Origin of the sequence: Thauera propionica (assembly GCF_002245655.1) — a bacterium.
Classification (GTDB): Bacteria; Pseudomonadota; Gammaproteobacteria; order Burkholderiales; family Rhodocyclaceae; genus Thauera; species Thauera propionica.
The window spans coordinates 56,105-79,550 of record NZ_NOIH01000014.1; the positions used below are offsets into that span (position 1 = coordinate 56,105).

General features: G+C 67.8%; 18 protein-coding genes and 1 pseudogene. 6 read left to right on the top strand and 13 right to left on the bottom strand.

Going from position 1 to position 23,446, the window contains the following annotated elements:
* Window positions 1-45: 45 nt before the first annotated feature.
* The 5 genes from CGK74_RS12385 to CGK74_RS12405 all read right to left on the bottom strand — a co-directional run bounded on the left by CGK74_RS12385 (window position 46) and on the right by CGK74_RS12405 (window position 7,752).
* Window positions 46-3,120 (bottom strand): efflux RND transporter permease subunit, encoded by a 3,075-nt coding sequence (locus CGK74_RS12385; protein WP_094268781.1) that lies wholly within the window; start codon window positions 3,118-3,120, stop codon window positions 46-48.
* Entirely contained in the window at window positions 3,117-4,091 is a 975-nt protein-coding gene (locus CGK74_RS12390) for an efflux RND transporter periplasmic adaptor subunit (protein WP_094268782.1), read from the bottom strand. Before CGK74_RS12390 ends, CGK74_RS12385 begins: the two co-directional genes overlap by 4 nt.
* A gap of 51 nt (window positions 4,092-4,142) precedes the next feature.
* Window positions 4,143-5,057 carry an adenylate/guanylate cyclase domain-containing protein gene (locus CGK74_RS12395; protein ID WP_094268783.1) on the bottom strand — a complete coding sequence of 305 codons (915 nt, stop codon included), beginning with the start codon at window positions 5,055-5,057 and terminating at the stop codon, window positions 4,143-4,145.
* Between the two features lie 218 nt (window positions 5,058-5,275).
* Window positions 5,276-6,166, bottom strand: a complete 891-nt coding sequence (locus CGK74_RS12400; protein WP_094268784.1) for a ribose-phosphate diphosphokinase — start codon at window positions 6,164-6,166, stop codon at window positions 5,276-5,278.
* Window positions 6,166-7,752: a thymidine phosphorylase family protein gene (locus tag CGK74_RS12405; RefSeq protein ID WP_094268785.1), complete on the bottom strand. Its 1,587-nt coding sequence runs from the start codon at window positions 7,750-7,752 to the stop codon at window positions 6,166-6,168. Before CGK74_RS12405 ends, CGK74_RS12400 begins: the two co-directional genes overlap by 1 nt.
* Window positions 7,753-8,357: 605 nt before the next feature.
* On the opposite strand from CGK74_RS12405, the pseudogene CGK74_RS19470 reads away from it, so the two are divergent.
* From CGK74_RS19470 to CGK74_RS12415, 3 genes and pseudogenes are all read left to right on the top strand, one after another.
* Window positions 8,358-8,633, top strand: a pseudogene (locus CGK74_RS19470) (methyl-accepting chemotaxis protein); the annotation flags it as partial.
* Window positions 8,634-8,684: 51 nt separating this feature from the next.
* A complete protein-coding gene (locus tag CGK74_RS19475; RefSeq protein ID WP_240498718.1) occupies window positions 8,685-9,047 on the top strand; it encodes a CZB domain-containing protein in 363 nt (120 codons plus the stop codon).
* A 104-nt stretch (window positions 9,048-9,151) separates the two neighbouring features.
* On the top strand, window positions 9,152-9,574 hold the full coding sequence (locus CGK74_RS12415) for a CBS domain-containing protein (protein ID WP_094268787.1): 423 nt from the start codon (window positions 9,152-9,154) through the stop codon (window positions 9,572-9,574).
* Between the two features lie 28 nt (window positions 9,575-9,602).
* On the opposite strand, the gene CGK74_RS12420 is transcribed toward CGK74_RS12415, so the two are convergent.
* The gene (locus CGK74_RS12420; protein ID WP_094268788.1) at window positions 9,603-10,631 is read right to left on the bottom strand and encodes a DUF5924 family protein; all 1,029 of its coding nucleotides are present in this window, start codon (window positions 10,629-10,631) and stop codon (window positions 9,603-9,605) included.
* Between the two features lie 232 nt (window positions 10,632-10,863).
* Here CGK74_RS12420 and CGK74_RS12425 point away from each other — a divergent pair, with 232 nt between their 5' ends.
* A complete protein-coding gene (locus CGK74_RS12425) occupies window positions 10,864-11,970 on the top strand; it encodes a glycoside hydrolase family 5 protein (RefSeq protein WP_094268789.1) in 1,107 nt (368 codons plus the stop codon).
* Here the strand turns inward: CGK74_RS12425 and CGK74_RS12430 are convergent.
* A complete protein-coding gene (locus CGK74_RS12430; RefSeq protein WP_094268790.1) occupies window positions 11,956-13,722 on the bottom strand; it encodes an ABC transporter ATP-binding protein/permease in 1,767 nt (588 codons plus the stop codon). The genes CGK74_RS12425 and CGK74_RS12430 overlap by 15 nt on opposite strands.
* A gap of 156 nt (window positions 13,723-13,878) precedes the next feature.
* Here CGK74_RS12430 and CGK74_RS12435 point away from each other — a divergent pair, with 156 nt between their 5' ends.
* The gene (locus tag CGK74_RS12435; RefSeq protein ID WP_094268791.1) at window positions 13,879-14,535 is read left to right on the top strand and encodes an HAD family hydrolase; all 657 of its coding nucleotides are present in this window, start codon (window positions 13,879-13,881) and stop codon (window positions 14,533-14,535) included.
* A gap of 13 nt (window positions 14,536-14,548) precedes the next feature.
* Here the strand turns inward: CGK74_RS12435 and CGK74_RS12440 are convergent, their stop codons facing one another.
* From CGK74_RS12440 to ftsY, 6 genes are all read right to left on the bottom strand, one after another.
* Window positions 14,549-16,435, bottom strand: coding sequence for an ABC transporter ATP-binding protein (locus CGK74_RS12440; protein WP_094268792.1), 1,887 nt, complete (start codon window positions 16,433-16,435; stop codon window positions 14,549-14,551).
* A 144-nt stretch (window positions 16,436-16,579) separates the two neighbouring features.
* Window positions 16,580-18,148 (bottom strand): alkyl hydroperoxide reductase subunit F, encoded by a 1,569-nt coding sequence (gene ahpF / locus CGK74_RS12445; protein ID WP_094268793.1) that lies wholly within the window; start codon window positions 18,146-18,148, stop codon window positions 16,580-16,582.
* A gap of 130 nt (window positions 18,149-18,278) precedes the next feature.
* On the bottom strand, window positions 18,279-18,842 hold the full coding sequence (gene ahpC, locus CGK74_RS12450; RefSeq protein ID WP_094268794.1) for an alkyl hydroperoxide reductase subunit C: 564 nt from the start codon (window positions 18,840-18,842) through the stop codon (window positions 18,279-18,281).
* Window positions 18,843-19,048: 206 nt separating this feature from the next.
* Window positions 19,049-19,945, bottom strand: a complete 897-nt coding sequence (gene ftsX / locus CGK74_RS12455; RefSeq protein ID WP_094268795.1) for a permease-like cell division protein FtsX — start codon at window positions 19,943-19,945, stop codon at window positions 19,049-19,051.
* The gene (locus CGK74_RS12460) at window positions 19,942-20,637 is read right to left on the bottom strand and encodes a cell division ATP-binding protein FtsE (protein WP_094268796.1); all 696 of its coding nucleotides are present in this window, start codon (window positions 20,635-20,637) and stop codon (window positions 19,942-19,944) included. Before CGK74_RS12460 ends, ftsX begins: the two co-directional genes overlap by 4 nt.
* Complete coding sequence (gene ftsY / locus CGK74_RS12465; RefSeq protein ID WP_094268797.1) at window positions 20,634-21,890, bottom strand: signal recognition particle-docking protein FtsY; 1,257 nt, start codon at window positions 21,888-21,890, stop codon at window positions 20,634-20,636. Before ftsY ends, CGK74_RS12460 begins: the two co-directional genes overlap by 4 nt.
* A gap of 162 nt (window positions 21,891-22,052) precedes the next feature.
* Between ftsY and CGK74_RS12470 the strand changes: the two genes are divergently transcribed.
* Window positions 22,053-23,423, top strand: a complete 1,371-nt coding sequence (locus CGK74_RS12470; protein WP_094268854.1) for a M16 family metallopeptidase — start codon at window positions 22,053-22,055, stop codon at window positions 23,421-23,423.
* The last annotated feature ends 23 nt before the right edge of the window (window positions 23,424-23,446 follow it).

Below are 23,446 nucleotides of genomic sequence, written 5' to 3' on the forward strand. Positions count from 1 at the left end.
ACACCCGCGATCGCCCGCTTGCCCAGCAGCCGGGGCACGTCCCACTCAGACCTTGCCGCGCTGCATCGCCATGCGATAGACGAGCGGAATCGCGAACAGCGTCAGCAGGGTCGAAAAACCGAGTCCCCACACGATGCTGGCCGCCACCGGCCCCCACATCAGCGACTTGCCCCCGAGACCCACTGCCAGCGAGAACAGGCCGCCGATCGTGGTCGTCGAGGTGATCAGGATGGGCACCACGCGCCGCCGCGCCGCGTAGATGATCGCGTGCTGCACGCTCATGCCGGCCTCGCGGCGCTCGTTGGCGGCGTCGATCAGCACGATGGCCGAATTCACCGCGATGCCGGTCAGCGCGATCACGCCGTACAGCGTGTACAGTGACAAGGGGTTGCCCGACACCAGCAGGCCGAGCACGACCCCGGTGAAGGCCAGCGGCACCGTCACCAGGATCATCACCGGCTGCCAGTAGCTGCGGAACTGCGCCGCCAGGATCAGGTAGATCAGTCCGACGCCAAGCGCGAACAGGCGGCTCATCGCATCCAGGCTTTCATAGATGTCTTCGAGCTCCCCCGAGAAATCCAGCGCCACGTCGGGGAAGCGCGGCTGCAGTTCGACCCAGGCGGCCTTCAGGCGCTCGTTCGCCGCCACCGTGTCGATCGCCTCGCGATCAAGGTCGGCCTCGACGGTGATCGCGCGGGTGAGCTGGTAGTGGCGGATGTAGCCTTTCGACAGTCGCAGCTCGTAATCAACCAGCTCGCCCAGCGCCACACTGTGTCCGCCGACCGCGAGCGGCACGCGGCGCTGCAGCAGCTCGGTCACATCGACGAAGGCCTCGGGCCGCGCACGCACCACCACCTCGATCTTCTCGCCCGCATCGCGGGTGGTGGCGACGACCTCGCCTTCGCCATACAGGCGCAGCAGGCGCGAGACCTCGTGCGGCCCCACCCCGGCGCGGGCGAGTTTCTCGCGGTTGAGGAGCAGCCGCATCTCGTTGCGGCCGGGCACATCGTCGTCGGTGATGTCCTTCGCACCCGGCAGCTTCGCCACCTCGGCCAACAGGGCGTCGGCAGCGGCCCGCAGCTGCGGGTAATCGTCGGACTTGACCTTGATGCTGATCGGCTTGGCTGTCGGGGGGCCACCCTTCATCTCGAGGAAGGACAGGCGCGCCTCGCCGTCCAGCGCCTCGATCTGCGGGCGCAGCGCGGCGATGATCTCGCCCGTGTCGCGCCCGTCGTCCTCGCGCGGCAGCAGCGACACCAGCACCTGCGCATACTGGTCGCCATAGACCGGCTCGGTGTCGGTAAACTTGAGGCCCGCATAAGCGGTCACGGCACGCACCTCGGCTGCCGGCAACTCGCGCTGCACCACCCGCGCCGCACGCTCGGCCTCGGCCAGCGAACGCTCCAGGGTCACGCCAGCCGGCATGTCGACGTTGACGTAGAACAGGCGCATCGAGTCAAAGGCGAAGAACTCCATCCTCACCAGGCCGCTGGCAATCGCGCCGCCGGCGGCCGCCATCACCAGCACGAGTGCTGCCAGGCCGGTCTTGGGCCGACGCATCACACCGACCAGCAGCCGCGCGTACTTCACCCGTACCGCATGGGTGAAGCGTTCGCGCCAGGGCTGGAAGCGGCTGCGGCGGCTGTCTAGCCCGAGCGTCAGGATGTGCGTGGGCATGATCCAGTAGGCCTCGAGCAGGCTCACCAGCAGGCCGACCGTGACCACGAAGGGCACGATGAACATGAAGTCGCCAAGGATGCCGGGCAGCAGCATCAGCGGCAGGAAGGCCGCGATCGTCGTCAAGACCGACGCCAGCACCGGCAGCCCGACCTCGCCAATGCCGTTGACGACCGCCTCGCGCGCGGGCTCGCCGCGCTGCAGACGGTAGTAGATGCTCTCGACGATCACCACCGCGTCATCCACCAGCATGCCGAGCGCGATCACGACGCCAAGCAGCACGGTAAGGTTGAGCGTGGTTCCAATCACGCCCACCGCGATGAAGGTGCCCGCCAGCGCGAAGGGCACGCCCAGGCCGACCAGCAGGGCGAGGCGCGAGCCGAGAAAGATCCAGCACATGCCGAGCACCGCGAACAGCCCGAACAGCGCATTCGATTCCATGATCGAGATCGCGTTGCGCGTGGCGTGGGTCTGGTCATCCACCAGGGTAAGTCGCACGCCCTGCGGGCCGAGCAGCACGTTGCGCGCATCGGCGAAAGCCTGCAGGCGCTCGACCAGTTGCAGCGTATTGGTGCGTGCCTGCTTGGTGATCGACAGCATCACCGCATGCTCGCCGTTGTAGCTGACGAGCTGTGCCGGGCGCTCGTGCCCGCGCGAAACGGCCGCCACCTCGTCGAGCGCCACGCGTCCCTGCGACGTGACGATGGCCGCCTGTGCCAGTTGCTCGGGGTCGGGCGTCTTGCCCTCGAGCCGTGCCAGCCATTCGCGGTCCTGCACGCGGATGCGTCCGGCCAGTGTGTTGCGGAACCAGGCGCCGACGCCGTCGGACAACGCGATCGGCGACACGCCGGCCGCCTCGAGCCTCGCCGGGTCGAAATCCACGTGCAGTTCGGGATCGTCGAAGCCGGCAGCGATGACCTCGTCGACCCCTGCCAGCCCCTCGAGATCCTTCTTCAATGCAAAAGCCTGCGCCCGCAGCATCTCGCCCGCCGCGCCGTGGAGTACCAGCACCGCGGTCGGAAAACCGTTGGAGCTGGTGATCTCCAGCACCTCGGGGTCGGTCGCATCGGCCGGCAGCTCGGCCGAGGCCTTGTTCTGGATCTCGCGTCGCAGGTCATTCACGCGCTTGTCGAACTCGCGCTCGGACAGCTCCTCGAAGCGCACCAGGATGGAGGACACGTTCTCGCGACTGGACGAGGAAACGAAGCGGATGTCCTTGACCTGCTTGATCGCATCCTCGAGCGGCCCGGTCAGCTCGCGCTCGACATCCTCGGCCGAGGCGCCGGGCAGCGTGGTGATGATGCTGACCCAGTTGAAGTTGATCTCGGGGTCCTGCGCGCGCGGCAGGGTGAGATAGGTGACGATGCCGCCCAGCAGCACGAGCAGGAAGGCGATGTTGGCGAGCGGGTGATTGTCGATCAGCCGCCCGTAGAACCCTCTCATTGCGCCCCCTGCAACGGCAGGTTGAAGCGTCCCTGGTCGACGATGCGCGTAGCCGGCGGCCAGTCGACCGTCACCGGCCGGCCGGCCTGCGCCTGTGGCAGCACGACAAAGACGGCTGCGCCGTCACGCTCCACCCAGGCGCCCAACGCACCGTCGCGCTGCTGCAAGTAGGTGGGCGGCAACTGCGGCGCGGTGCTGCGCCAGCGCAGTTCGCCCCCCAGCCCCGGCGGCAGCGGCTGCGCGGAATCGAGGATCACTTCGCGCGCCTGCCCGGCGGCATCCAGCAAGGGCGAGATCCGCCGCAGGCGCACGACATGGGTCGCCCCCCCCGCGACCAGGCTCAGACGCTCGGCGCCCTGCAGGCTGTCGACCTGCCCGGCCGGCACGCGGGCGCGGATCTCGGCATCGGCACTGGCGGCCAGGACGACGAGCGGCGTGCCGGCGACGGCCAGGTCCCCTACCGCCGCGCTGCGTTCGCGCACCACACCGTCGTAGGGTGCGCGGATCACACAGCGCGCCAGTGCGAGCTCGGCACTGGCCAGTGCAGCCTGAGCCGCATCGCGTTCGGCCATGAGCACGCCCAGCTCGGTCTCACGGATGCGCAAGCCATCGGCGCTGATGAAGCCCCGCCCGGATAGCGACCGCGCCTGGTCGAGCTGCGCACGCGCCAGCCGGATGCGATTGTCGACCAGGCTCAGCTGGGCGCGGGCACGCTGCACCTCGAGGCGATAGCTGGCGTCGTCGAGGCGCACGAGTTCCTCGCCGCGCCGCACCCGCTCGCCCTCGCGCACCGGCATGGCGAGGATGCGCGCACCGACCTCGGCCGCCAGGCGCGCCTCGTCGCGGGCCACCACGGTAGCCAGGGCGCGAAATTCGGGATAGACGGCCACCTCGGACAGCGGACGCGTGGTCCATTGCGCCGCGGCGGACGCCAGCGGCCACAGGGAAAGCAGCAGAAGAAGTGTTCGCATGGTGTGGCTCACAGTGTTCGTTCACCGGCACCGGATGCAGCGCGGCGGCGCTCAGTTCTCGTCGATGACGTGAAACGCGAGTGTGGGCGCGGTGAAGTCGTCTGGCTGTGCGCCGAGCCCGATTTCACCCTCGCCGTAAAGGGTACAGCTATCCCGCCTCAGAAACACCGGGGCAGGCGAGCTCGCAAAACGCACCCAGCTGCCATTGCTGCTGAAGTCGGTCAGAACGCATTGACCACCGGTCCATTCGATGCGGGCATGGCGACGCGAGACGCGCTGGTCGTCAACCGAGAAGCCGACGCCTTCGCCGCGGCCGATGATCAGCGGACCGTCGTTGGGGTGAAGCTCGAGATGCTGGTCGAGACGATGGATGTCCAGGCGCTGCACGGCACGCGGACCGTCGACCAGCTGCTGCAGGTCGAGCATGGACGTGATGGTGGTCTCGGCCGTACGTGCCCAGTCGATGCGCCACACGCGCATCGGTTCGGCCTTGCCCTTGATCGTGATGCGGTCGAGACTCTGGCAGGCCAGGCGCTGCGCTTCGGCCAGGCAGGCGAAGACCGATTCGCCGATCAGCGTCTCGCCCGCCTGGGCGCGATCGCTGAGGCGAGCCGCCACGTTGACCGCATCGCCATAGCAGTCGCCGTCGTGCTCGACGATCGGGCCGCGCTCGATGCCGGTCTTGATGCCGAGCGCCCCACCACGCGGCAGGGTCTGCGCCTGTTCCTTGAGGACGTCCTGCATGCGGGCGGCGGCCTCGACCGCCGCGATGGTGTCGTCGAACAGCACGAGCACGCCATCGCCCAGGCATTTAACGAGCTGGCCGCCGGCCTGGACGAGATGGCGACCGAGCGTGTGCGTGCAACGGGTGACGATGCGGGTCGCGACCACGTTGCCTGCCGTCTCGAAAAGACCGGTACTACCCGTCAGGTCGGCAAATACCACGGTCCTTACCGATTGCTTCACACGTCTCCCCGCTATGGATCTCGGAGCCTTCGCGCAGCGCACGCCCTCGCAAGGGTGCGCGACAGCCTGCCGCGGAGGCTAAGGAAGCACCGATGCTAGCATCAAGACTCTTGATCGTCATCGGCTCGCTGGATGCGAGCCGTGCCATCGCCGCCAAACCGCATGAAAATGCCAGATTCAGCAGACAAACAGACGATCAGCGGGCAGTAGACGGGTAGTCAGGCGACGCCGATCTGGCGCAGGGCATCGGCGAGCAGGGGCGCGACGCTGACGGCATTGCTCGGGTGCGCGATGCAGTCGGTGCTCCACACCTGGCCGACCCCGGCGGCCTGCAGCTTCGCGATCGCATCGCCGGCGAACAACGCATGGGTGACGGCCACATCGACCGAGGCCGCACCCGCCGTCTGCAGCAAGCGGGTTGCGCCGACGAGCGTATGGCCGGAACTGGCCACGTCGTCGAGCAGCACCACCGCGCGGCCCGACACGTCCAGCCCCTCGGGCAGCAGGATGTCCACATCGCGGTCGCCGTGGCGAACCTTGGTGCACACCGCATGCGCGAAGCCGTGGCGCGCAGCGGCTGCGGCCACCCACTGCGCAGACTCGGCATCCGGCCCGAGCAGCATGGCGCCGGGGCGTGCCTGCGCCACGATGTCCGCCAGCAGCGGCGCGCCCGACAGGGCGATGGCGTGCGGCACGGGAACGGCTTCGGCCAGCGTATCCACGCGGTGCAGGTGCGGATCGACCGTGACCACGCCGTCGAACAGGCCGGCGAGGAACTCGCCCACGATGCGCTGGCTGACGGCCTCGCCCGGGTGGAACTCGGTGTCCTGGCGCATGTAGGCCATGTAGGGCGAGACCAGCGTCAGGTGCTCCGCGCCCAACCGTCCCGCAGTACGCGCGACCAGCAGCAGCTCGAGCAGCTTCTCGTTCGGCCGGTGCAGGCTGCGATAGACGACGACCTGGCCGGGCAGGCGCTCGGGCAGGCGCAGGCGCAGTTCGTCATCGGGGAAACGGTGGCGCTCGATCAGCGCACATTCCAGACCGGCAGCCCGGGCCAGGCGCCCGGCCTCGAGCGTCTCGTCCTCGAAATGCAGCAACAGCGCTTTCATCAAAACTCCACGAACAGGTGCGGCAGCTCGTCTGCCGCACCGATGGCATAGCCCGACGAGCGCACCGCGGCCTGGCGGGCGAACTCGAGGTCGGACGGATAGTCGGCATGGACGCGGTAGAGCACATCGCCGCGCGCCACGGTATCGCCCAGCTTGCGCAGCAGGTCGACACCGGCGCCCTGCACCTTGGGCGCGCCAGCGACGCGCGCGATGCGGGCCAGTTGATGGTTGTCGATGCCGATGACGACACCATCGGCATCGGCCATCACCTCGAAGCTCAGACGGGCCAGCTGCGGGGCGTTGTGGTCGAACGGCTTGCCACCCTGCGCGCGGATGATCGCGTCCATTTTGGCCAGCGCGCGGCCCGAGTCGAGGATGTCGCGCGCGATACCGAAGCCGTCGCCGCCACGCACGTCCGGGTCGAACTCAAGCATGCGGCCCGCCAGGCGCAGCGCCTTCTGGCGCAGGTCGTTGGGCGCGCGCGGATCGTTCTCCAGCACCCGCATCACGTCGCGCGCCTCGAGCACCGGACCGATGCCGCTGCCGATCGGCTGGCGCCCGTCGGTGATGACGACGTCGATCGTCAGGTTCATGCGCCCGGCGACGAACTCGAACAGTTTGCGCAGGCGCTGCGCCTCCGGCATCGAGCGCACCTTGGCGGTGGGGCCGACGGGAATGTCGAGCAGCAGGTGGGTGGAACCGGCGGCCACCTTCTTCGACAGGATGGAGGCCACCATCTGGCCCGGCGAGTCGATCGACAGCGGACGCTCGACCGAGATCAGCACATCGTCGGCCGGCGACAGCGCCGCCGTGCCGCCCCAGGCCAGGCAACCACGGTGCTCGCGGACGATGTCCGACAGGTGCGCCATCGGCAGCTCGACATTGGCGAGCACCTCCATGGTGTCGGCGGTACCCGCAGGCGAGGTGATCGCGCGCGAAGATGTCTTGGGACACAACATGCCGTGCGCGGCGACGATGGGCACCACCAGCATCGAGGTCCGGTTGCCGGGGATGCCGCCGATGCAGTGCTTGTCCACCACGGGTCGTTCGTGCCAGTCGAGGCGCTGCCCGACTGCGGCCATCGCCTCGGTCAGGAAGTACACCTCCTCGCGGTCGAGTTCGCCCTGGTTCGACGCGACGACAAAGGCGGTCAGCTCGATCTTGGAATAACGGTGCTCGGCGATGTCGCGCACGATGGCGCGGAAGTCGTCGCGATCGAGGCGCTCACCGGCGATCTTGCGGTGCAGGGCGGGGATTGAGGTCGGCGGCTCGGCCTGCGCGACCTTGGCCGGGTGGCCGTTCTCCACACCGAGCTGCGCGAAGGCGTCCAAACTCAGCCCGATCTCGTTGCAACGGACGATGCGCGGATCGTCGACCACGTTCAGCGTGGCGAGCACGCGCCGACCGTTCGCCTGCACCTCGACCTTGGCCAGCGCCTGAAAGCCTTCGGCGCGGTAGATGGCGCAGTCGCGGTGCAGGTAGGCGACGTTCTCGCGGTAGGTGTCGATCGCGACGCGGCGCAGCGCGAGCGGGAAGGTCTGCTCGTTGCGGACAGCTTCGGCGGGCGTCGAGTCGGGGGTATCCATGGCTCGAAGGGTACTCTTGCGCCCCCGTGGATTGAAGGCGGAAATCGCTGCCGGCGAGAAACATGCCACGCTCCGCGAGCTTCCAAATCCGCTAAAGTCACCCCGAAAGCCGTCGTTATTAAATATATTAATATTGTCGGTAGCACCATAAGAAAAACAGAGGCGCCGTTCTGCGCCTCCCCTTGATCCGTGGAGCAGCAATCATGTCGTGGTGGAACAGCAAGAAGGAAACCGACGCACTGCGTCGCCAACTGAGCGACAGCGAGCGCGAACTCGCCGAGGCCCGGGCGCGGGTCGCGCGCCTCGAGAGCGAGCTCGCGCACCAGCAGGCCGAATGCGCCGAAGTGCGCCGGCGCGACAGCCTGCACGATGCCCTGTTCGGCAACCTGCGCACCTACGCCGAGACGATGGGCTCGGTGCAGCATTCGTTCGCGCATCTGGCCGAGCAGCTGGCCACGCAGGAGTCCGCCGCGGCCGACTCGACCCGTGCCGCCGACGAGAGCAGCAAGGCCATCGCCAGCGTGTCGGGCCACCTCGGCACCCTCGCCACCGAGACCGGCAACACAACCAGTTCCGTGCGCCAGCTCACCGCACGCGCCGCGCAGATCGACGGCATCGTGCAGCTGATCCGCGAGATCGCCGACCAGACCAACCTGCTGGCGCTGAATGCGGCGATCGAGGCGGCACGCGCCGGCGAGCAGGGCCGCGGCTTTGCCGTCGTCGCCGACGAAGTGCGCAAGCTCGCCGAACGCACCGCGGGCGCCACCAACGAAATCTCCGAACTGGTCAGCGCCATCCAGGGCGAGACCGGCCAGGTCGAGAAGGTCATCGGCGAATTGTCCGACAAGGCCGCCAGCGCAGCCAGCGAAGGGGGCGCCGCGCGCGGCAGCATGGACGCGCTGTGTGGTCTGGCACGCGGCATGGCCGGCACGATGAAGCAGGCCGCGCTACGCAGCTTCGCCGAGTTGGCCAAGCTCGACCACCTCGTCTTCAAGCTCGACGTGTATCAGGCGTTGACCGGGCACTCCACGACCGAGGCTGCGACGTTGTCGACCCACACCAGCTGCCGGCTGGGTCGCTGGTACCAGAATGCGGGGCGCCAGTTCGCCCACCTGCCGGCCTATCGGCAGCTCGAGGCTCCGCACGCGCGCGTGCACCAGAGCGGCAAAGCCGCACTCGAGCGCGTCGTCGCGGGCGACATCGACGCTGCGGTGGCGGCTGTTTCGGACATGGAGTCGGCCAGCATCCAGGTGCTCGAGAACCTGCAGCGCATCGCCGACACCGCCGGCGGCTGAGTGCCGTCGCAACGCGATCGAGAATTGCCCCTGCCGCGTTCCGGTTTTTGGCCTAGAGTGCAGGTAGATGATGCCTGCCACGCAACCTCTGACCGGAGCGCGACATGACCAACCGCAACATCTCCTTCATCGTCAAGGATCAACAGCCGCTGATGCTGCGCCCGACCGACTCGGTGCAGATGGCCTGCCGGCGCATGTGCGAGCGCAATGTCGGCGCCGTGCTGGTGACCGACAGCCACCACCACCTGAAGGGCATCTTCACCGGCCGCGACGCCGTGCAGATGATCGGCGCCGGTGGCCACCCGGCCGAGACCACACTGAGCGAAGTCATGACGCCGGACCCCGACACGATCGGCCCCGAGCACAAGGCGATCGAGGCGCTGCACATGATGTGTGACGGCGGCTATCGCCACCTGCCGGTGGTGGCGGACGGCAAGGTCGTCGGCATCGTGTCGCGCAGCGATTTCAAGGGCCTGGAGCTCGATCAGTTCGAGGACGAACAGAGCCTGTGGGAACGCATCTGCTGAGGTGGCTGCGCCATCCGGGAGGTTCGACCTACTGGCCGGCGTCTGCCGGCCGCACGCGGAAGCGCAGCGTCCCGATCATCTGATCGTCCTCGGTCAGCACTCTCACCTGCCAGCGCCCGGCCGGATCGGACGGGAAGTTCTGCTTGCGCGTCCAGGCGCGGTAGCCCTCTTCGCGTCCGCCACGAATGTCGAGCGCGATGCGGTCGATCTCGCGCCCCTCGTGGATCCACACGTGCTGCACGCGCTCGCGCAGGCCCAGCGGCGCACGGATCGCGGTGTAGGCGTAAAGGCCCTGCGCGACAAGCTGGGCCGCATCGATCTCGACCAGATTGTGGGTGGGCGCGCGATTGGCATCGTCGATCGCCGTCGCCAGGGCCATGTCCGTCAGGCGCAGCGTGGCGGGCGGCACCCACAGCCGCGCCAGCCAGCCGGTGGCCGCCAGCGCCAGCATCAGCACCGCCACCAGCACCCCGCGCCACCAGCGTGGCACCGTGATCGAGCCCAGCAGGCTCGGGAAGGCCAGCAGCACCGCGATGCCCAGCGCCAGTTCGTAGCTGCGGGCGGTCGGCACGTGCAGGATCAGGGGCATGGCCACCAGCAGCACCGCGAACAGCGTCAGCGTGTGGTAGGTCAGGAACAGCCAGCGCCGCGGCGCGAGCCGCTTGTAGTAGATCGGATCGATCAGCGCCACCAGCGCGGCCAGGATCAGACCGCTGGTGAACACCGCCTGCCCGCTGTTCCAGGATGTGCTCGCGAAGAAGAAGGGCAGCGCGAAGAACAGGCTCTCCTGATGGATCATCTGCGTCGCGTAGCGCAGCACGGTCGGCGGCAGCCGCAGGCCGAAGCGCGCCGCCAGCAGATCGCTGAGCACGCGCTCGAGCACCAGCCACACCCAGCCAAGCAGCATCACGACTGCGATGATGCGGGCGAAACCCTCGTGCCGCTCCACCAGAAAGAAGCTGGCCACGCCGGAGACGAAGCCGAAGGCCGCGATCACGCCGGGATAACGGCGGGCGAGCACGATGAGGCGCAGCAATCGGATCTTGAGTTTGGCCATCGGATGAACGTGTGGCGATGCAGCCGGCGCAAGCGATGGGTGGGGACCACGCCGTATCGCGCCGCAGGAGGCGGCAGACCTTACCGCACCGAACGCGCTACGGCACGTCATGACGAAAATTCTTGCCATTGTGCGCCAATGCGCGAGCGCCGGTGTTGACGCCACGCGCAGCAGACGCGGCTCATTGAGCGCACAATCAGCGTCATGACACGGCTCGCCAGGGAGGCGAAAGATGGACAAGACTGCGATGAAACTGCGCGGGGTCAACCTGGGCAGCTGGCTGGTGCTCGAGAAGTGGATGGTACCCAGCCTGTTCGACGGCCTGCAGGCCACCGACGAGACCACCTGGTGCGCGGAGATGGGGCCGCGCGCGACCGAACGCCTGCGCGCCCACTGGAACAGCTTCATCACGCGCGAGGACTTCCGCTGGATTGCCGGACACGGACTCAACGCGATACGTATCCCGGTCGGGCACTGGATCTTCGGCCCCGACTACCCCTACCACCCCAAGTACGGCGACAACCGCCACCCCTTCGTCACCGGCGGCATCGAGGTGCTGGACCGGGCGATGGACTGGGCGCAGGAATTCGACCTGCGCGTGGTGCTCGACCTGCATGCGGCGCCGGGCTGCCAGAACGGCTTCGACAACGGCGGCATCAAGGACGTGTGCGAATGGCACACCAAGGCCGAGTACCGCGATCATTCGCTATCGGTGCTCGAACGCCTGGCCGAACGCTACCGCAACCATCCGGCGCTGCACGCCATCGAGGTGCTCAACGAACCGCGCTGGGACGTGCCGACGGACTACATCAAGGCCTATTACCTCGATGCCTACGAACGGATCCGCCGCCACTGCCCGCCGGAGCGCGTAGCCGTGGTGTTCCATGACGGCTTCCGCTCCTTCCGCGAGTTCCTCGGCTTCATGCAGCCACCGCAGTACCAGAACGTCATCTTCGACATCCACCGCTACCAGTGCTTCGAACGCTGCGATATCGACGCAGACATCCACGCCCACCTGCGCAAGTCGGCCGGCGACTGGAAGGACGAGGCCGACGCGATCATCACCGAGCTGGGTTTGCCGACGATCTGCGGGGAATGGAGCCTGGGACTGGACCTGAAGGTGGTGTCGCTGTGGGCCGAGGGGCCGTTCAACCACGCGCTGGAGAACATGGACCAGTTCCAGCAGAACGTCGCCAGCCGCGGCTATGCCGACGCGCAGTTGCTCACCTTCGAGAAATACCAGGGCTGGTTCTTCTGGAGCTACCGCACCGAGACCACTCCGGCCTGGAGCCTGCGCAGCAGCGTCGAGCGCGACTGGCTGCCGTCAAGCTTCGCCTAGGAGCGCGCCCGCCGGCGCCGCCTGCACGTACTTCTCCTCGTGCAGGCGGTTGACCGCCAGTTTGTGGGTGAAGTGATGCGACATGCCGTTGTGGAAGCTGATCATCATCAGCGTGGAGTCGGGCAGCTCGCGGTGCAGGAGCTCGATCATCAACAGCTCGGTTTCCGGATCGAGCGCGTTGGTCGCCTCCTCCAGGAACACCCAGGCCGGGCGCTGCAACAGCACGCGCGCAATGGCGAGCCGCTGCCGGGCACGCAGCGGCAGGGCGTGATCCCAGCTGTCGCTCTCGTAGAGCCGCGGCGCCAGCCACGCCACGCCCGCACACTCCAGCACGTGCAGCAGGTCGCCGTGCTCGAACTCCGTCTCCGCATGCGGATAGCACAGCGCCGCCTTGAGCGTGCCATCGGGGAAGTACGGCCGCTGCGGCAGGAAGACGATGCCGTGATCGGCGGGCAGCACGATTTCGCCCTGCCCCCACGGCCAGAGCCCGGCCACGGCCTTGAACAGGCACACCGCCACCGAGGTGTCGCCGCCGATCAGCACGCGTTCGCCACGGCGCACGACGGTATCGAGGTGCTCGGCCAGCACGCGGCCGTCGGGGTTGGACAGCGTGAGATTGCGCAGCACCAGCTTGCGCTCGGTGCCGACGCGAACCTGGATGCGGTTGTGCGCGCGGGCACGTTCCGGCGCGGACAGCGCCTCGAGATCCTGGTAGAGACTGACGATGCGGTCCATCGACGCGCGGCAGCGCGCCAGCTCGCCGAGGTTGTCGACCGGCCACGACAGCGCCGAGGTCAGGCGCTGGAAGGCCTGCGCGGCCTGCATCAGCACGCCCAGCGTCATCACACCGGCGATGTACTGCGGCGCCGCCACCAGGATGGGAAAGACCGGCAGCAGCGTGCCATAGGCGGTGGAAAAGGACACGATGCCGAGATAGCCGATCGTCTGCCGGTTCCAGCCGCGCCCGACGTCGTCGAAGAGGGAATCGGCATGGCGGCGCTCTACTGCCTCGCCGCGCATCAGGGCGATGGACTCGGCGTGCTCGCGCTCGCGCGCCAGGCCGTAGCGCAGGTTAGCCTCCACCGTCTGCAGGCGGTTGGTGGCCTTGACCAGCGGCCGCCCGAGCAGCGCGCCCAGCACCGTGCCCAGGCCGGCATAGAGGAAGGCCAGCCACACCAGATAGCCCCCCACCACGATGTCCGTGCCCGGCACCTCGAAGCTGCCCGACACGCTGGACAGGATGTCGGCGAAGCTGCCGAGGATCAGCAGCGAAAACAGCAGCGAATGCGCCAGCCCGATCGCCGACTCGGTGGCGATACGGATGTCCTCGGCGATGCGGCCGTCCGGATTGTCATGGTCGCCGACGGTAAAGCGCAGCTGGTAAAGATGCCGGTCCGACAGCCAGGCATCGAGCAGGCGCCGCGTCAGCCACTGCCGCCAGTCGAGCTGCAGCCAGCGCTTGATGTGCAGGTGCGCCGCCGTCACCGCCACGGTGAGCGCGAAGATCACGCCGAACACCGCCGCCTGCACCAGCACCTCGCGCATCGAACGCGCCTCGAGGGCGTCGAACAGCTCGCGGTGCCAGTAGCTGATCCAGATCGCCAGCGCGACCTGTGCCAGCGTCAGCAGCACCAGCAGCAGGGTCGCGATGCCGGCCTTCCACTTGCGCTCGCTATGCCAATAGGGCATCGACAGGCGCCAGAACTGCCTGATCGAGCTGCCACCGGCGGGCGGTGAGGAAGAAGGCTGCAAGGACTGAACTCCGGTTCGGAAACGGTAGCGGCCGGAACGGCCTGCTCCGGCGGACGCGTATTTTGCTCGAACACGGCGCACTGCACCATGACGGATGTGGCACCGGCGACCCAAGTCCGTAGAATGCCGCTTTGCTCACCGCTCCCGCCACGCACCATGCCCCGCTACCGGCACGTCCTGTTCGACCTCGACGGCACCCTGATCGACTCCGCCCCGGCCATCCTCGCCAGCTACCGCGAAGCCTTTGCCAGCGCCGGCTGCGCCCCGGTGCGTACCATCGACGAATCCATTGTCGGCCCGCCGCTGACCGAAACACTGCAGATGCTGGCCGGCAGCAACGATGCGGCGCTGATCGCCGGTCTCGCGGAGCACTTCAAGGCCAGCTATGACACCACCGGCTACCGCCAGACCGCGGCCTACGCCGGCGTGGGCGAGATGCTCGAACGACTCGCCGCGGGCGGCTGCCAGCTGTCGATCGCCACCAACAAGCGCCTGCATCCGACACGGCTGATTCTGGCGCACCTGGGCTGGGCCGGGCACTTCGAGGCGGTATACGCGCTTGACATGTTCCAGCCCCGCCTGCCCGACAAGGCCACGATGATCGCCCGCCTGCTGGCCGACCACGGCATCGCGCGCGAAGATGCGATCTACATCGGCGACCGCGCCGAGGATGGCGAATCGGCCGACGCCAACCGCCTGCCCTTCATCGCCGCAACCTGGGGCTACGGCAGCCTGGAAGCGGACGACATGGCGCCCCACTGGCGGGCCGCGGACACCCCGGCAGCCCTGACTGACGCGCTGCTCGCGCGGTAAAGCCGGAGGAGGCTCAGGCGTTGGCCGCCTCCACGGCGGCCGGCACCTCGTCGTCCTCGGCCGCCTCGCCCAGGAAACCGCCGCTCTGGCGCGCCCACAACCGGGCGTAGAGGCCGCCGCGCGCCAACAGGCTGCGGTGGTCGCCCTCCTCGACGATGCGCCCCTTGTCCATCACCACCAGGCGGTCCATCGCTGCGATCGTCGACAGGCGGTGCGCGATCGCGACCACGGTCTTGCCTTCCATCAGCCGGTACAGGCTGGCCTGGATCGCGGCCTCCACCTCGGAGTCGAGCGCACTGGTGGCCTCATCGAGCAGCAGGATGGGGGCATCCTTCAGCATCACGCGCGCGATCGCGATGCGCTGGCGCTGGCCACCGGACAGCTTCACGCCCCGCTCGCCGACATGGGCGTCGTAGCCGTGGCGCCCCTTGGGATCGGTCAGGCCAAGGATGAAGTCGTGCGCTTCGGCGCGCGTTGCCGCGGAAACCATGTCGGCGTCGTTCGCATCCGGCCGGCCGTAAAGGATGTTGTCGCGCACCGAGCGGTGCAGCAGCGAAGTGTCCTGCGTCACCATGCCGATCTGGGCGCGCAGGCTGTCCTGCGTCACTGTCGCGATGTCCTGGCCGTCGATCAGGATGCGCCCCTGTTCCAGGTCGTAGAAGCGCAGCAGCAGGTTCACCAGGGTCGACTTGCCTGCACCCGAACGGCCGACGACGCCGATCTTCTCGCCCGGCCGGATCGTCAGCGAAAAGTCGTCGATGACGCGCTTCGCATCGGGTCCGGTGACGCCATAGGCGAATCCCAGGTGCTCGAAGCGGACCTCGCCGCGGCTGACCACCAGGGGCTTCGCATCCGGCCGGTCGACAACCGTATGCGGCCGCGACAGGGTGTTGATGCCGTCCTGCACCGTGCCGACATTCTCGAACAGCGAAGCCATCTCCCACATCACCCAGTGCGACATGCCGTTGAGGCGCAGCGCCATAGCCGTGGCCGCCGCCACCGCGCCGACGCCGATCTCGCCGTGGCTCCACAGCCACAGCGCGACGCCGCCGGTGGACAGGATCAGCAGCATCGACAGGCTGTGATTGACGATCTCGATGCTGCTGACAAGCCGCATCTGCGCATGCACGGTGTGCATGAACTCCTGCATCGCGCCGCGCGCGTAGCCCGCCTCGCGCCCCGCATGGGAGAACAGCTTGACGGTGGCGATGTTGGTGTAGGCGTCGGTAATGCGGCCAGTCATCAGCGAGCGCGCATCGGCCTGCGCCCGCGACACCTTCGACAGCCGCGGCACGAACCAGCGCAGCGAAGCGGCATACAGCGTGAGCCAGCCGAGGAAGGGGACGAGCATCCAAAGGTCGAAGCTCGCCACCACCGCAGTCAGCGTGACGAAGTAGATGACGACGAAGACCAGGATGTCGGTCATGATCAGGCAGGTGTCGCGCACCGCCAGCGCGGTCTGCATGACCTTCGCCGACACCCGGCCGGCGAACTCGTCCTGGTAGAAGCTCATGCTCTGGCCGAGCATCAGGCGGTGGAACTTCCAGCGCAGGCGCATCGGGAAGTTGCCGGCCAGCGCCTGGTGCTTGAGCATGGTCTGCACCGCCACCAGCGCGATGCTGCCGAGCACGATGGCCGCCAGCAGCAGCAGTTTGCCGCCCTCGTCGGCCCACAGCCGGGCCGGCTCCACCGCCGCCAGCCAGTCGACGACCTTGCCCAGCATGGCGAACAGCAGCGCCTCGAAGGCGCCGATGGTCGCGGTCAGCAGCATCATGCCGAGGATGAAGGGGCGCATGCCCTCGGTCCCGGCCCAAAGGAAGGCGAAGAAGCGCTTCGGCGCCGGCAGGGGCGGTGTGTCGGGATAGGGGTCGACGCGGCGTTCGAACCAGTTGAACAGCAAGGGAAGACTCCGAGTTGAAGCCGGACGACACGCCCGGGCAGGACATTGCGGGCTGTGACAGCGCGCTGCGAGCGAGAGTGCCCGCCCAAAACGAAATGCCCCGCACTTGGCGGGGCATCCATTCTACGACAGCAAAAGCGCGGATCAGGCCGGCGTGCTGGTGCGGATCAGGTGGTCGAAAGCCGACAGCGAGGCCTTGGCACCTTCCCCCATGGCGATGATGATCTGCTTGTACGGCACCGTGGTGCAGTCGCCGGCGGCGAACACGCCCGGCACCGAGGTCTGGCCCTTGGCATCGACGATGATCTCGCCGAAGCGGCTAAGCTCGAGCGTGCCCTTCAGGAAGTCGGTGTTGGGCAGCAGTCCGATCTGCACGAAGACGCCCTCGAGCTCTATGCGGTGCGTCTCGTCGGTCTTGCGGTCCTTGTACACCAGGCCATTGACCTTGTCGGAGCCCGTGACTTCGGTGGTCTGCGCGCTCTTGATGACGGTGACGTTGGGCAGGCTGTAGAGCTTCTTCTGCAGCACCGCGTCCGCACGCAGGTCGTCGGCAAACTCGAGCAGCGTGACATGGGCCACCACACCGGCGAGGTCGATCGCGGCCTCGACACCGGAGTTGCCGCCGCCGATCACCGCAACGCGCTTGCCCTTGAACAGCGGGCCGTCGCAGTGGGGGCAGTAGGCCACGCCCTTGCCGCGGAATTCCTGCTCGCCGGGCACGTTCATCTCGCGCCAGCGCGCGCCGGTGGCGACGATGACGGTGCGCGACTTGAGCGTGGCGCCGTTTTCGAGCTGGACCTCAGCCAGCGTGGTGCCATCTTCGCTGCCCGGCACGACCTTGGCAACGCGCTGCAGGTTCATCACGTCGACTTCGTATTCCTTGACGTGCTCTTCCAGGCTGGCGACCAGCTTCGGGCCCTCGGTGTACTTGACCGAGATGAAGTTCTCGATCGCCATCGTGTCCATGACCTGGCCGCCGAAGCGCTCGGCGACGATGCCGGTGCGAATGCCCTTGCGCGCCGCATAGATGGCCGCGGCCGCGCCGGCCGGTCCGCCACCGACGACGAGCACGTCGAAGGCCGCCTGTTCCGACAGCTTCTTCGCATCGCGCGCCGCGGCGCCGGTGTCGACCTTGGCGAGGATCTCGCCCAGCTCCATGCGGCCCTGGCCGAATTCCTGGCCGTTGAGGTACACCGTCGGCACCGCCATGATCTGGCGCTCTTCCACTTCCTTCTGGAACAGCGCGCCATCGATCATCGTGTGACGGATGTTGGGGTTGAGGATCGCCATCAGGTTCAGCGCCTGCACCACGTCCGGGCAGTTGTGGCAGGACAGCGAGATGTAGGTCTCGAAGTTGAACTCGCCTTCGAGGTTCCTGATCTGCTCGATCACGTCCGCCTCGACCTTCGGCGGGTAGCCGGCCGACTGCAGCAGTGCGAGGATCAGCGAGGTGAATTCGTGGCCCATCGGCAGGCCGGCAAAGCGCACGCGACCATCGCCGCCCTTGGGGCCGACGGAGAACGAGGGCTTGCGCTCGTCGTCGTCACGGCGCTCGATCAGGGTGATGAGGCTGGACTGCTCGGCGACATCGCGCAGCAGTTCTTGCATCTCGTGCGACTTGGGACCATCGTCCAGCGACGCCACGATCTCGATCGGCTGCGTCACCCGCTCCAGGTAGGCTTTCAGTTGAGTCTTGATGTTGGCGTCAAGCATGACGGGGCTTCCTTGGTTGTTTGTGCGACCGTCGAGGTTTCGGCGGTCCTCATACGACACAGCCGGCGCGTGGCCGGCTGCGGAGCGTGCAGCCCGGGCCGGGTAGGCCCGGGCAATTGCAGCGACCTGCTTAGATCTTGCCGACCAGGTCGATCGACGGGGCCAGGGTCTTCTCGCCTTCCTTCCACTTGGCCGGGCAGACTTCGTTCGGGTGCGAAGCGACGTACTGGGCGGCCTTCAGCTTGCGGACGGTCTCGGTGACGTCACGGGCGATGGCGTTGTCGTGCACTTCCATCGTCTTGATGACGCCTTCCGGGTCGATGACGAAGGTGCCGCGCAGGGCCAGGCCCGCTTCTTCGATATGCACGCCGAAGGCACGGGTCAGCTGGTGAGTCGGGTCGCCAACCAGAGGGAACTGGGCCTTGCCGACGGCCGGCGAGGTCTCGTGCCACACCTTGTGCGAGAAGTGGGTGTCGGTGGTGACGATGTACACCTCGGCACCGGCCTTCTGGAACTCGCCATAGTGCTCGGCCGCGTCCTCGATCTCGGTCGGGCAGTTGAAGGTGAAGGCGGCCGGCATGAAGATCAGGACGGACCACTTGCCCTTCAGATCGGCATCGGTCACTTCGATGAACTTGCCGTTCTTGTAGGCTTGGGCTTTGAACGGTTGAACCTGGGTGTTGATCAGCGACATCTGAAATCCTCCAGAAGGGTTGTTGGTACGGTGTGTCGAAACTCGATGGAGCGCAGTCTAGACCCCATCGCCGAATTGCTCTAATTGATTATCGAGATCCGCTTGATTGCTTTAGCCTATAACCAAGCCGCCCGACGATGGCAAGCGCCTGCCGCGGAGCACGGCGCACGCCAACTTTAATTAAATGGGGGATGGATGACAGGAAATCAAGTGCTCGCGAGGTGTCGACGCACCGAGATCGCGGCGCCCAGCCAGCCGAGGAAGGTGGCGAACAGCACGATGGCAAGCGCTGCGCGCCAGTCCGGCCCATTGAGCGTGAACACGGCGCCATAGGTTTCGGCCAGGCGCGCAACCGGCTGCGCCAGCACACGAACGCCCAGCCACACCGTACCGAGCGCAACCAGACCGCCCAGCGCGCCCTGCAGCCCGCCGAACCAGTAGAAGGGGCGGCGGATGAAGGGATCGGTGGCGCCGAGCAGGCGGCTCACCTCGATCTCCTGGCGCTGAGTCAGGATCTGCAGGCGGATGGTGTTGAAGGTGACAATGACGAGCGCGAAGCCGAGCAGCCCCGCCAGCATCAGCACGGCCGAACGACCGAGCGCCAGCAACGCATGCAGACGCTTCACCCAGGCCGAGTCGAGTTGCACGTGCGCGACCTTCGGCCAGGCGCGGATCTCGGTCGCCAGCTGCTCGAACACCTCGGGGTCTTCGCCACGCGGCGTCAGCACGAAGGCGTCCGGCAGCGGATTGTGTCCCAGGCCACCCAGCACGTCGCCCAGCCCACCCGCAGCGAGCTGCTTCAGCGCCTCGTCGCGCGGCACGTAGCGGTAGCTGGCCAGGGCCGGCAGTGCCTTCAGCCTTTGCTCGAGCGCCTCGGCATCGGCCTTCTGTGCCCCGGCGTCGAGAAAGACGCTGATCTCGGGCGTGCCCGACACGCCGCGCGCGAGCGAGGCGACGTTGTCCAGCACCAGGTAGCCGCCCCCGGGCAGGGACAGCGCGATGCCGACCACCAGCGCCGACAGCACGGTCCCCACCGGCTGTCCGGCCAGGCGACGCAGCGCATGCGCAATGGCGCGGAAATGGAGGTAGAACCAGTTGCTCATGCCGCCTCCTCGTGCGCCAGGCGGCCGGTCGGGCGCGTGTCCTCGGTCAGCAGACCCTTCGCCAGCACCAGGCGGCGCGGGCGACTGGCGGCGAACAGCGAGGCGTCGTGGGTCGTGACCAGCACCGTCACGCCAGCCTCGTTGAACGAGCGGAACAGGCTGGCGATATCGGCCGCGTAGGCCGGGTCGAGGTGGGCGGTGGGCTCGTCGGCGATCAGGATCGAGGGCCGGTTGACGATCGCGCGAGCGATCGCCACGCGCTGCTGCTCGCCGCCCGACAGGCCGGCGGGCATTTCCTTGCCGCGTCCTTCGAGCCCCACGCGCTCGAGCGCAGCCGCCACGCGGCGGGCGGCATCACGCGGCGGATGGCCAGTGATCACCAGCGGCAACATCACGTTGTCGAACACGCTGCGGTCGAACAGCAGGCGGCTCTCCTGCAGCACCAGGCCGAGGTTGCGCCGCAGGTAGGGGATCGCCGCCCTGGGCAGGTGCGAGACGTCCTGGCCATTGATCAGCACGCGCCCGGACGTCGGACGCTCGATGACCGGAATCAGCTTCAGCAGCGTGCTCTTGCCCGCACCTGAATGACCGGACAGCACCACCAGTTCGCCGTGGCGGATCTCCAGGCTGACGCCGGCCAGCGCCGTGTAGCCGCCCGCATAGCGTTTGGCCACCTCGTCGAAGACGATCATGCGCGTTCGCCTGCTCCGTTCTTCACCGCTGCCGCACCGGGCTCGAACAGCGCATCGACGAACTCGCGCGCCTTGAAGGGCTGCAGGTCGTCGATGCCCTCGCCCACGCCGATGAAGCGCAGCGGCTTGGGACACTGGCGCGCGATCGCCGCCAGCACGCCACCCTTGGCGGTGCCGTCAAGCTTGGTCACCACCAGGCCGGTCACCCCGATCGCCTTGTCGAAAGCCTTCACCTGCGCCAGTGCGTTCTGCCCGATGTTGGCGTCGAGCACCAGCAGCACCTCGTGCGGGCCGGAGGGGTCGGCCTTCGCGATCACACGCCGCACCTTGGCGATTTCTTCCATGAGGTGCAGCTGGGTCGGCAGGCGGCCGGCGGTGTCGGCCAGCACGATGTCGATGTTGCGCGCGCGCGCGGCGCTGATGGCGTCGAAGATCACCGCAGCGGCATCGCCGCCGTCCTGCGCGACCACGGTGACGTTGTTGCGCTCGCCCCAGGTCATCAGCTGCTCGCGCGCCGCCGCGCGGAAGGTATCACCCGCCGCCAGCAGCACGCTCTTGCCCTGGGCCTGGAAATACTTGGCGAGCTTGCCGATCGAGGTCGTCTTGCCCGAGCCGTTGACGCCCGCGATCATGATGATGAACGGCTGGTGGCTCGAAATGTCCAGCGGCTGCTCCAGCGGCGCGATGATGCCGTTCAGTCCGTCGGCGAGCGCCTGCTGCAGCTGGTCGGCCGTCTCGAGGCGGTCGCGCTTCCAGCGCAGGCGCAGGTCGTCGATCAGGTGCTGGGTGGCCTCGACGCCGCAGTCGGCCATCAGCAGCGTCGACTCCAGCTCCTCGAGCAGGTCCTCGTCGATCTTGCGCAAGCCGAACAGGCTGGCGAGGCCGCCACCGAGTTGCTGGCGGGTTCGCGCCAGGCCCGCCTTCAGGCGATCGGTCCAGGAGCGCTTCGCCGGCGCCTCGGCCGTGGCGGGCGGGTTCGCGACGACGGGGGCCGCAGCCGGTACGGGCTCGCTCGGAGCGAGCGCCGGCAGAAGCTCTTCGACAGGGACGTCCACCGGCCGCGCCGGTACGGCATCCGCCACGGTCTCGACTGCAGGCTGCTCGACCGCCACCGCGGTCTCGGTGACCACGGTCGCGTCGACAGCCGGCGTGACGGCTTCGGTCGCCTGCGGCTCGACGATTTCTTCAGCCGATGGCTGGCCCGATTCGGCCTGCTCGTTCTTGCCGAACTTCTTCTTCAGGAAACCAAACATGAAACGCTCGAGTCAGAGGGGACGTTTCGCGTCGGCAAGGCCCCACGCCAGCCGTGGGCACCCGTCGCCGATCACGTTAAGATGCGGCTCCCCGTCCGACCGGCGCAATCGGCACCGACCCCCGCGGAGCGCCGCGAATTCTAACAGATGCAGGACATGTCCATGTTTCTCCAGACGTTTGCCCGCGCCCTCCTTGTCGGCTGCGCGCTCGCCACCCCGCTGACCGCGCTCGCCAATCCCTACGAAACCACGCTGACCAATGGCATGAAGGTCATCGTCAAGGAAGATCGCCGCGCGCCATCCGTGGTGCATATGGTGTGGTATCGCAGCGGCGCGATGGACGAGCCCGAAGGGGTGTCGGGCGTCGCCCACGTGCTTGAGCACATGATGTTCAAGGGCACGAAGAACGTCGGCCCGGGCGAGTTCAACAAGCGCGTCGCCGCGGTCGGCGGGCGTGACAATGCCTTCACCAGCAAGGATTACACCGCCTACTTCCAGCAGGTGCCGCCCGACCGCCTGACCGAGATGATGGCGCTCGAGGCCGATCGCATGCAGCACCTCGTGCTCGATGACGACGCTTTCCGGCGCGAGATCGAGGTAGTCAAGGAGGAGCGCCGCCTGCGCACCGACGATCAGCCACGCGCCCTGGTGTACGAGCAACTGATGGCCACCGCCTTCAAGGCCCATCCCTACCGCCGCCCCGTCATTGGCTGGATGCCCGACCTCGAGACCATGCAGCCCGAGGACGCCCGCGAGTGGTACCGGCGCTGGTACACCCCGACCAACGCTTATCTGGTCGTCGTCGGCGACGTGGATCATCGCCGCGTGTTCCGCGATGCCGAACGCCATTACGGCCCGATTGCAGCCCGCACGCTGCCGGCGCGACGGATCACCGCCGAACCGCCGCAGCAAGGCCCGCGCCAGACGGTCGTGCGTGCGCCCGCCGAACTGCCCTACCTGACGCTCGCCTGGCACGTCCCGGCCCTGCGCAATCCCGCCACCGATCGTGACGCCTACGCGCTGCAGGTGCTGGCCGCGATCCTCGACGGCTATGACGGCGCGCGCCTGACCCGGCGCCTGGTCCGCGACAGCGGCATCGCCGTGTCGGCCGGCGCCGGCTACGACGGCAGCGGCCGCGGCCCCTCGCTGTTCTACCTCGATGGCGTCCCCGCACCGGGCCACACCACCGACGAACTCGAGGCGGCGCTGCGTGCCGAGCTGCAGCGCGTCCGCGACGAGGGCGTCAGCGAAGCCGAACTCTCCCGCGTCAAGACCCAGGCCGTCGCCAGCCGCGTGTACAAGCGCGACTCGCTCATGGGCCAGGCGATGGAGATCGGCTACCTGGAAGCGGCCGGCCTGTCGTGGCGCGACGAGGAGCGCCTGCTCGAAGGCCTGCGCAGCGTGACGGCTGATGAGGTGCGGTCCGTCGCCCAGCGCTACTTCGGCGACGACAGCCTCAGCGTCGCCCGCCTCGACCCGCTGCCGCTCGAGACCGCCCGCCCGCGCTCGCCCTTTGTCGGCGTGCGCCACTGACCTTTCTGCGAACCGATCCGACC

Excerpts from the sequence above, each read along its gene's own strand:
- CGK74_RS12385 (WP_094268781.1), bottom strand. The coding sequence starts at position 3,120 with ATGAGAGGGTTCTACGGGCGGCTGATCGACAATCACCCGCTCGCCAAC.
- CGK74_RS12390 (WP_094268782.1), bottom strand. The coding sequence starts at position 4,091 with ATGCGAACACTTCTTCTGCTGCTTTCCCTGTGGCCGCTGGCGTCCGCC.
- CGK74_RS12400 (WP_094268784.1), bottom strand. The coding sequence starts at position 6,166 with ATGAAAGCGCTGTTGCTGCATTTCGAGGACGAGACGCTCGAGGCCGGG.
- CGK74_RS12405 (WP_094268785.1), bottom strand. The coding sequence starts at position 7,752 with ATGGATACCCCCGACTCGACGCCCGCCGAAGCTGTCCGCAACGAGCAG.
- CGK74_RS19475 (WP_240498718.1), top strand. The coding sequence starts at position 8,685 with ATGAAGCAGGCCGCGCTACGCAGCTTCGCCGAGTTGGCCAAGCTCGAC.
- CGK74_RS12415 (WP_094268787.1), top strand. The coding sequence starts at position 9,152 with ATGACCAACCGCAACATCTCCTTCATCGTCAAGGATCAACAGCCGCTG.
- CGK74_RS12420 (WP_094268788.1), bottom strand. The coding sequence starts at position 10,631 with ATGGCCAAACTCAAGATCCGATTGCTGCGCCTCATCGTGCTCGCCCGC.
- CGK74_RS12425 (WP_094268789.1), top strand. The coding sequence starts at position 10,864 with ATGGACAAGACTGCGATGAAACTGCGCGGGGTCAACCTGGGCAGCTGG.
- CGK74_RS12435 (WP_094268791.1), top strand. The coding sequence starts at position 13,879 with ATGCCCCGCTACCGGCACGTCCTGTTCGACCTCGACGGCACCCTGATC.
- ahpF (WP_094268793.1), bottom strand. The coding sequence starts at position 18,148 with ATGCTTGACGCCAACATCAAGACTCAACTGAAAGCCTACCTGGAGCGG.
- ahpC (WP_094268794.1), bottom strand. The coding sequence starts at position 18,842 with ATGTCGCTGATCAACACCCAGGTTCAACCGTTCAAAGCCCAAGCCTAC.
- ftsX (WP_094268795.1), bottom strand. The coding sequence starts at position 19,945 with ATGAGCAACTGGTTCTACCTCCATTTCCGCGCCATTGCGCATGCGCTG.
- CGK74_RS12460 (WP_094268796.1), bottom strand. The coding sequence starts at position 20,637 with ATGATCGTCTTCGACGAGGTGGCCAAACGCTATGCGGGCGGCTACACG.
- ftsY (WP_094268797.1), bottom strand. The coding sequence starts at position 21,890 with ATGTTTGGTTTCCTGAAGAAGAAGTTCGGCAAGAACGAGCAGGCCGAA.
- CGK74_RS12470 (WP_094268854.1), top strand. The coding sequence starts at position 22,053 with ATGTTTCTCCAGACGTTTGCCCGCGCCCTCCTTGTCGGCTGCGCGCTC.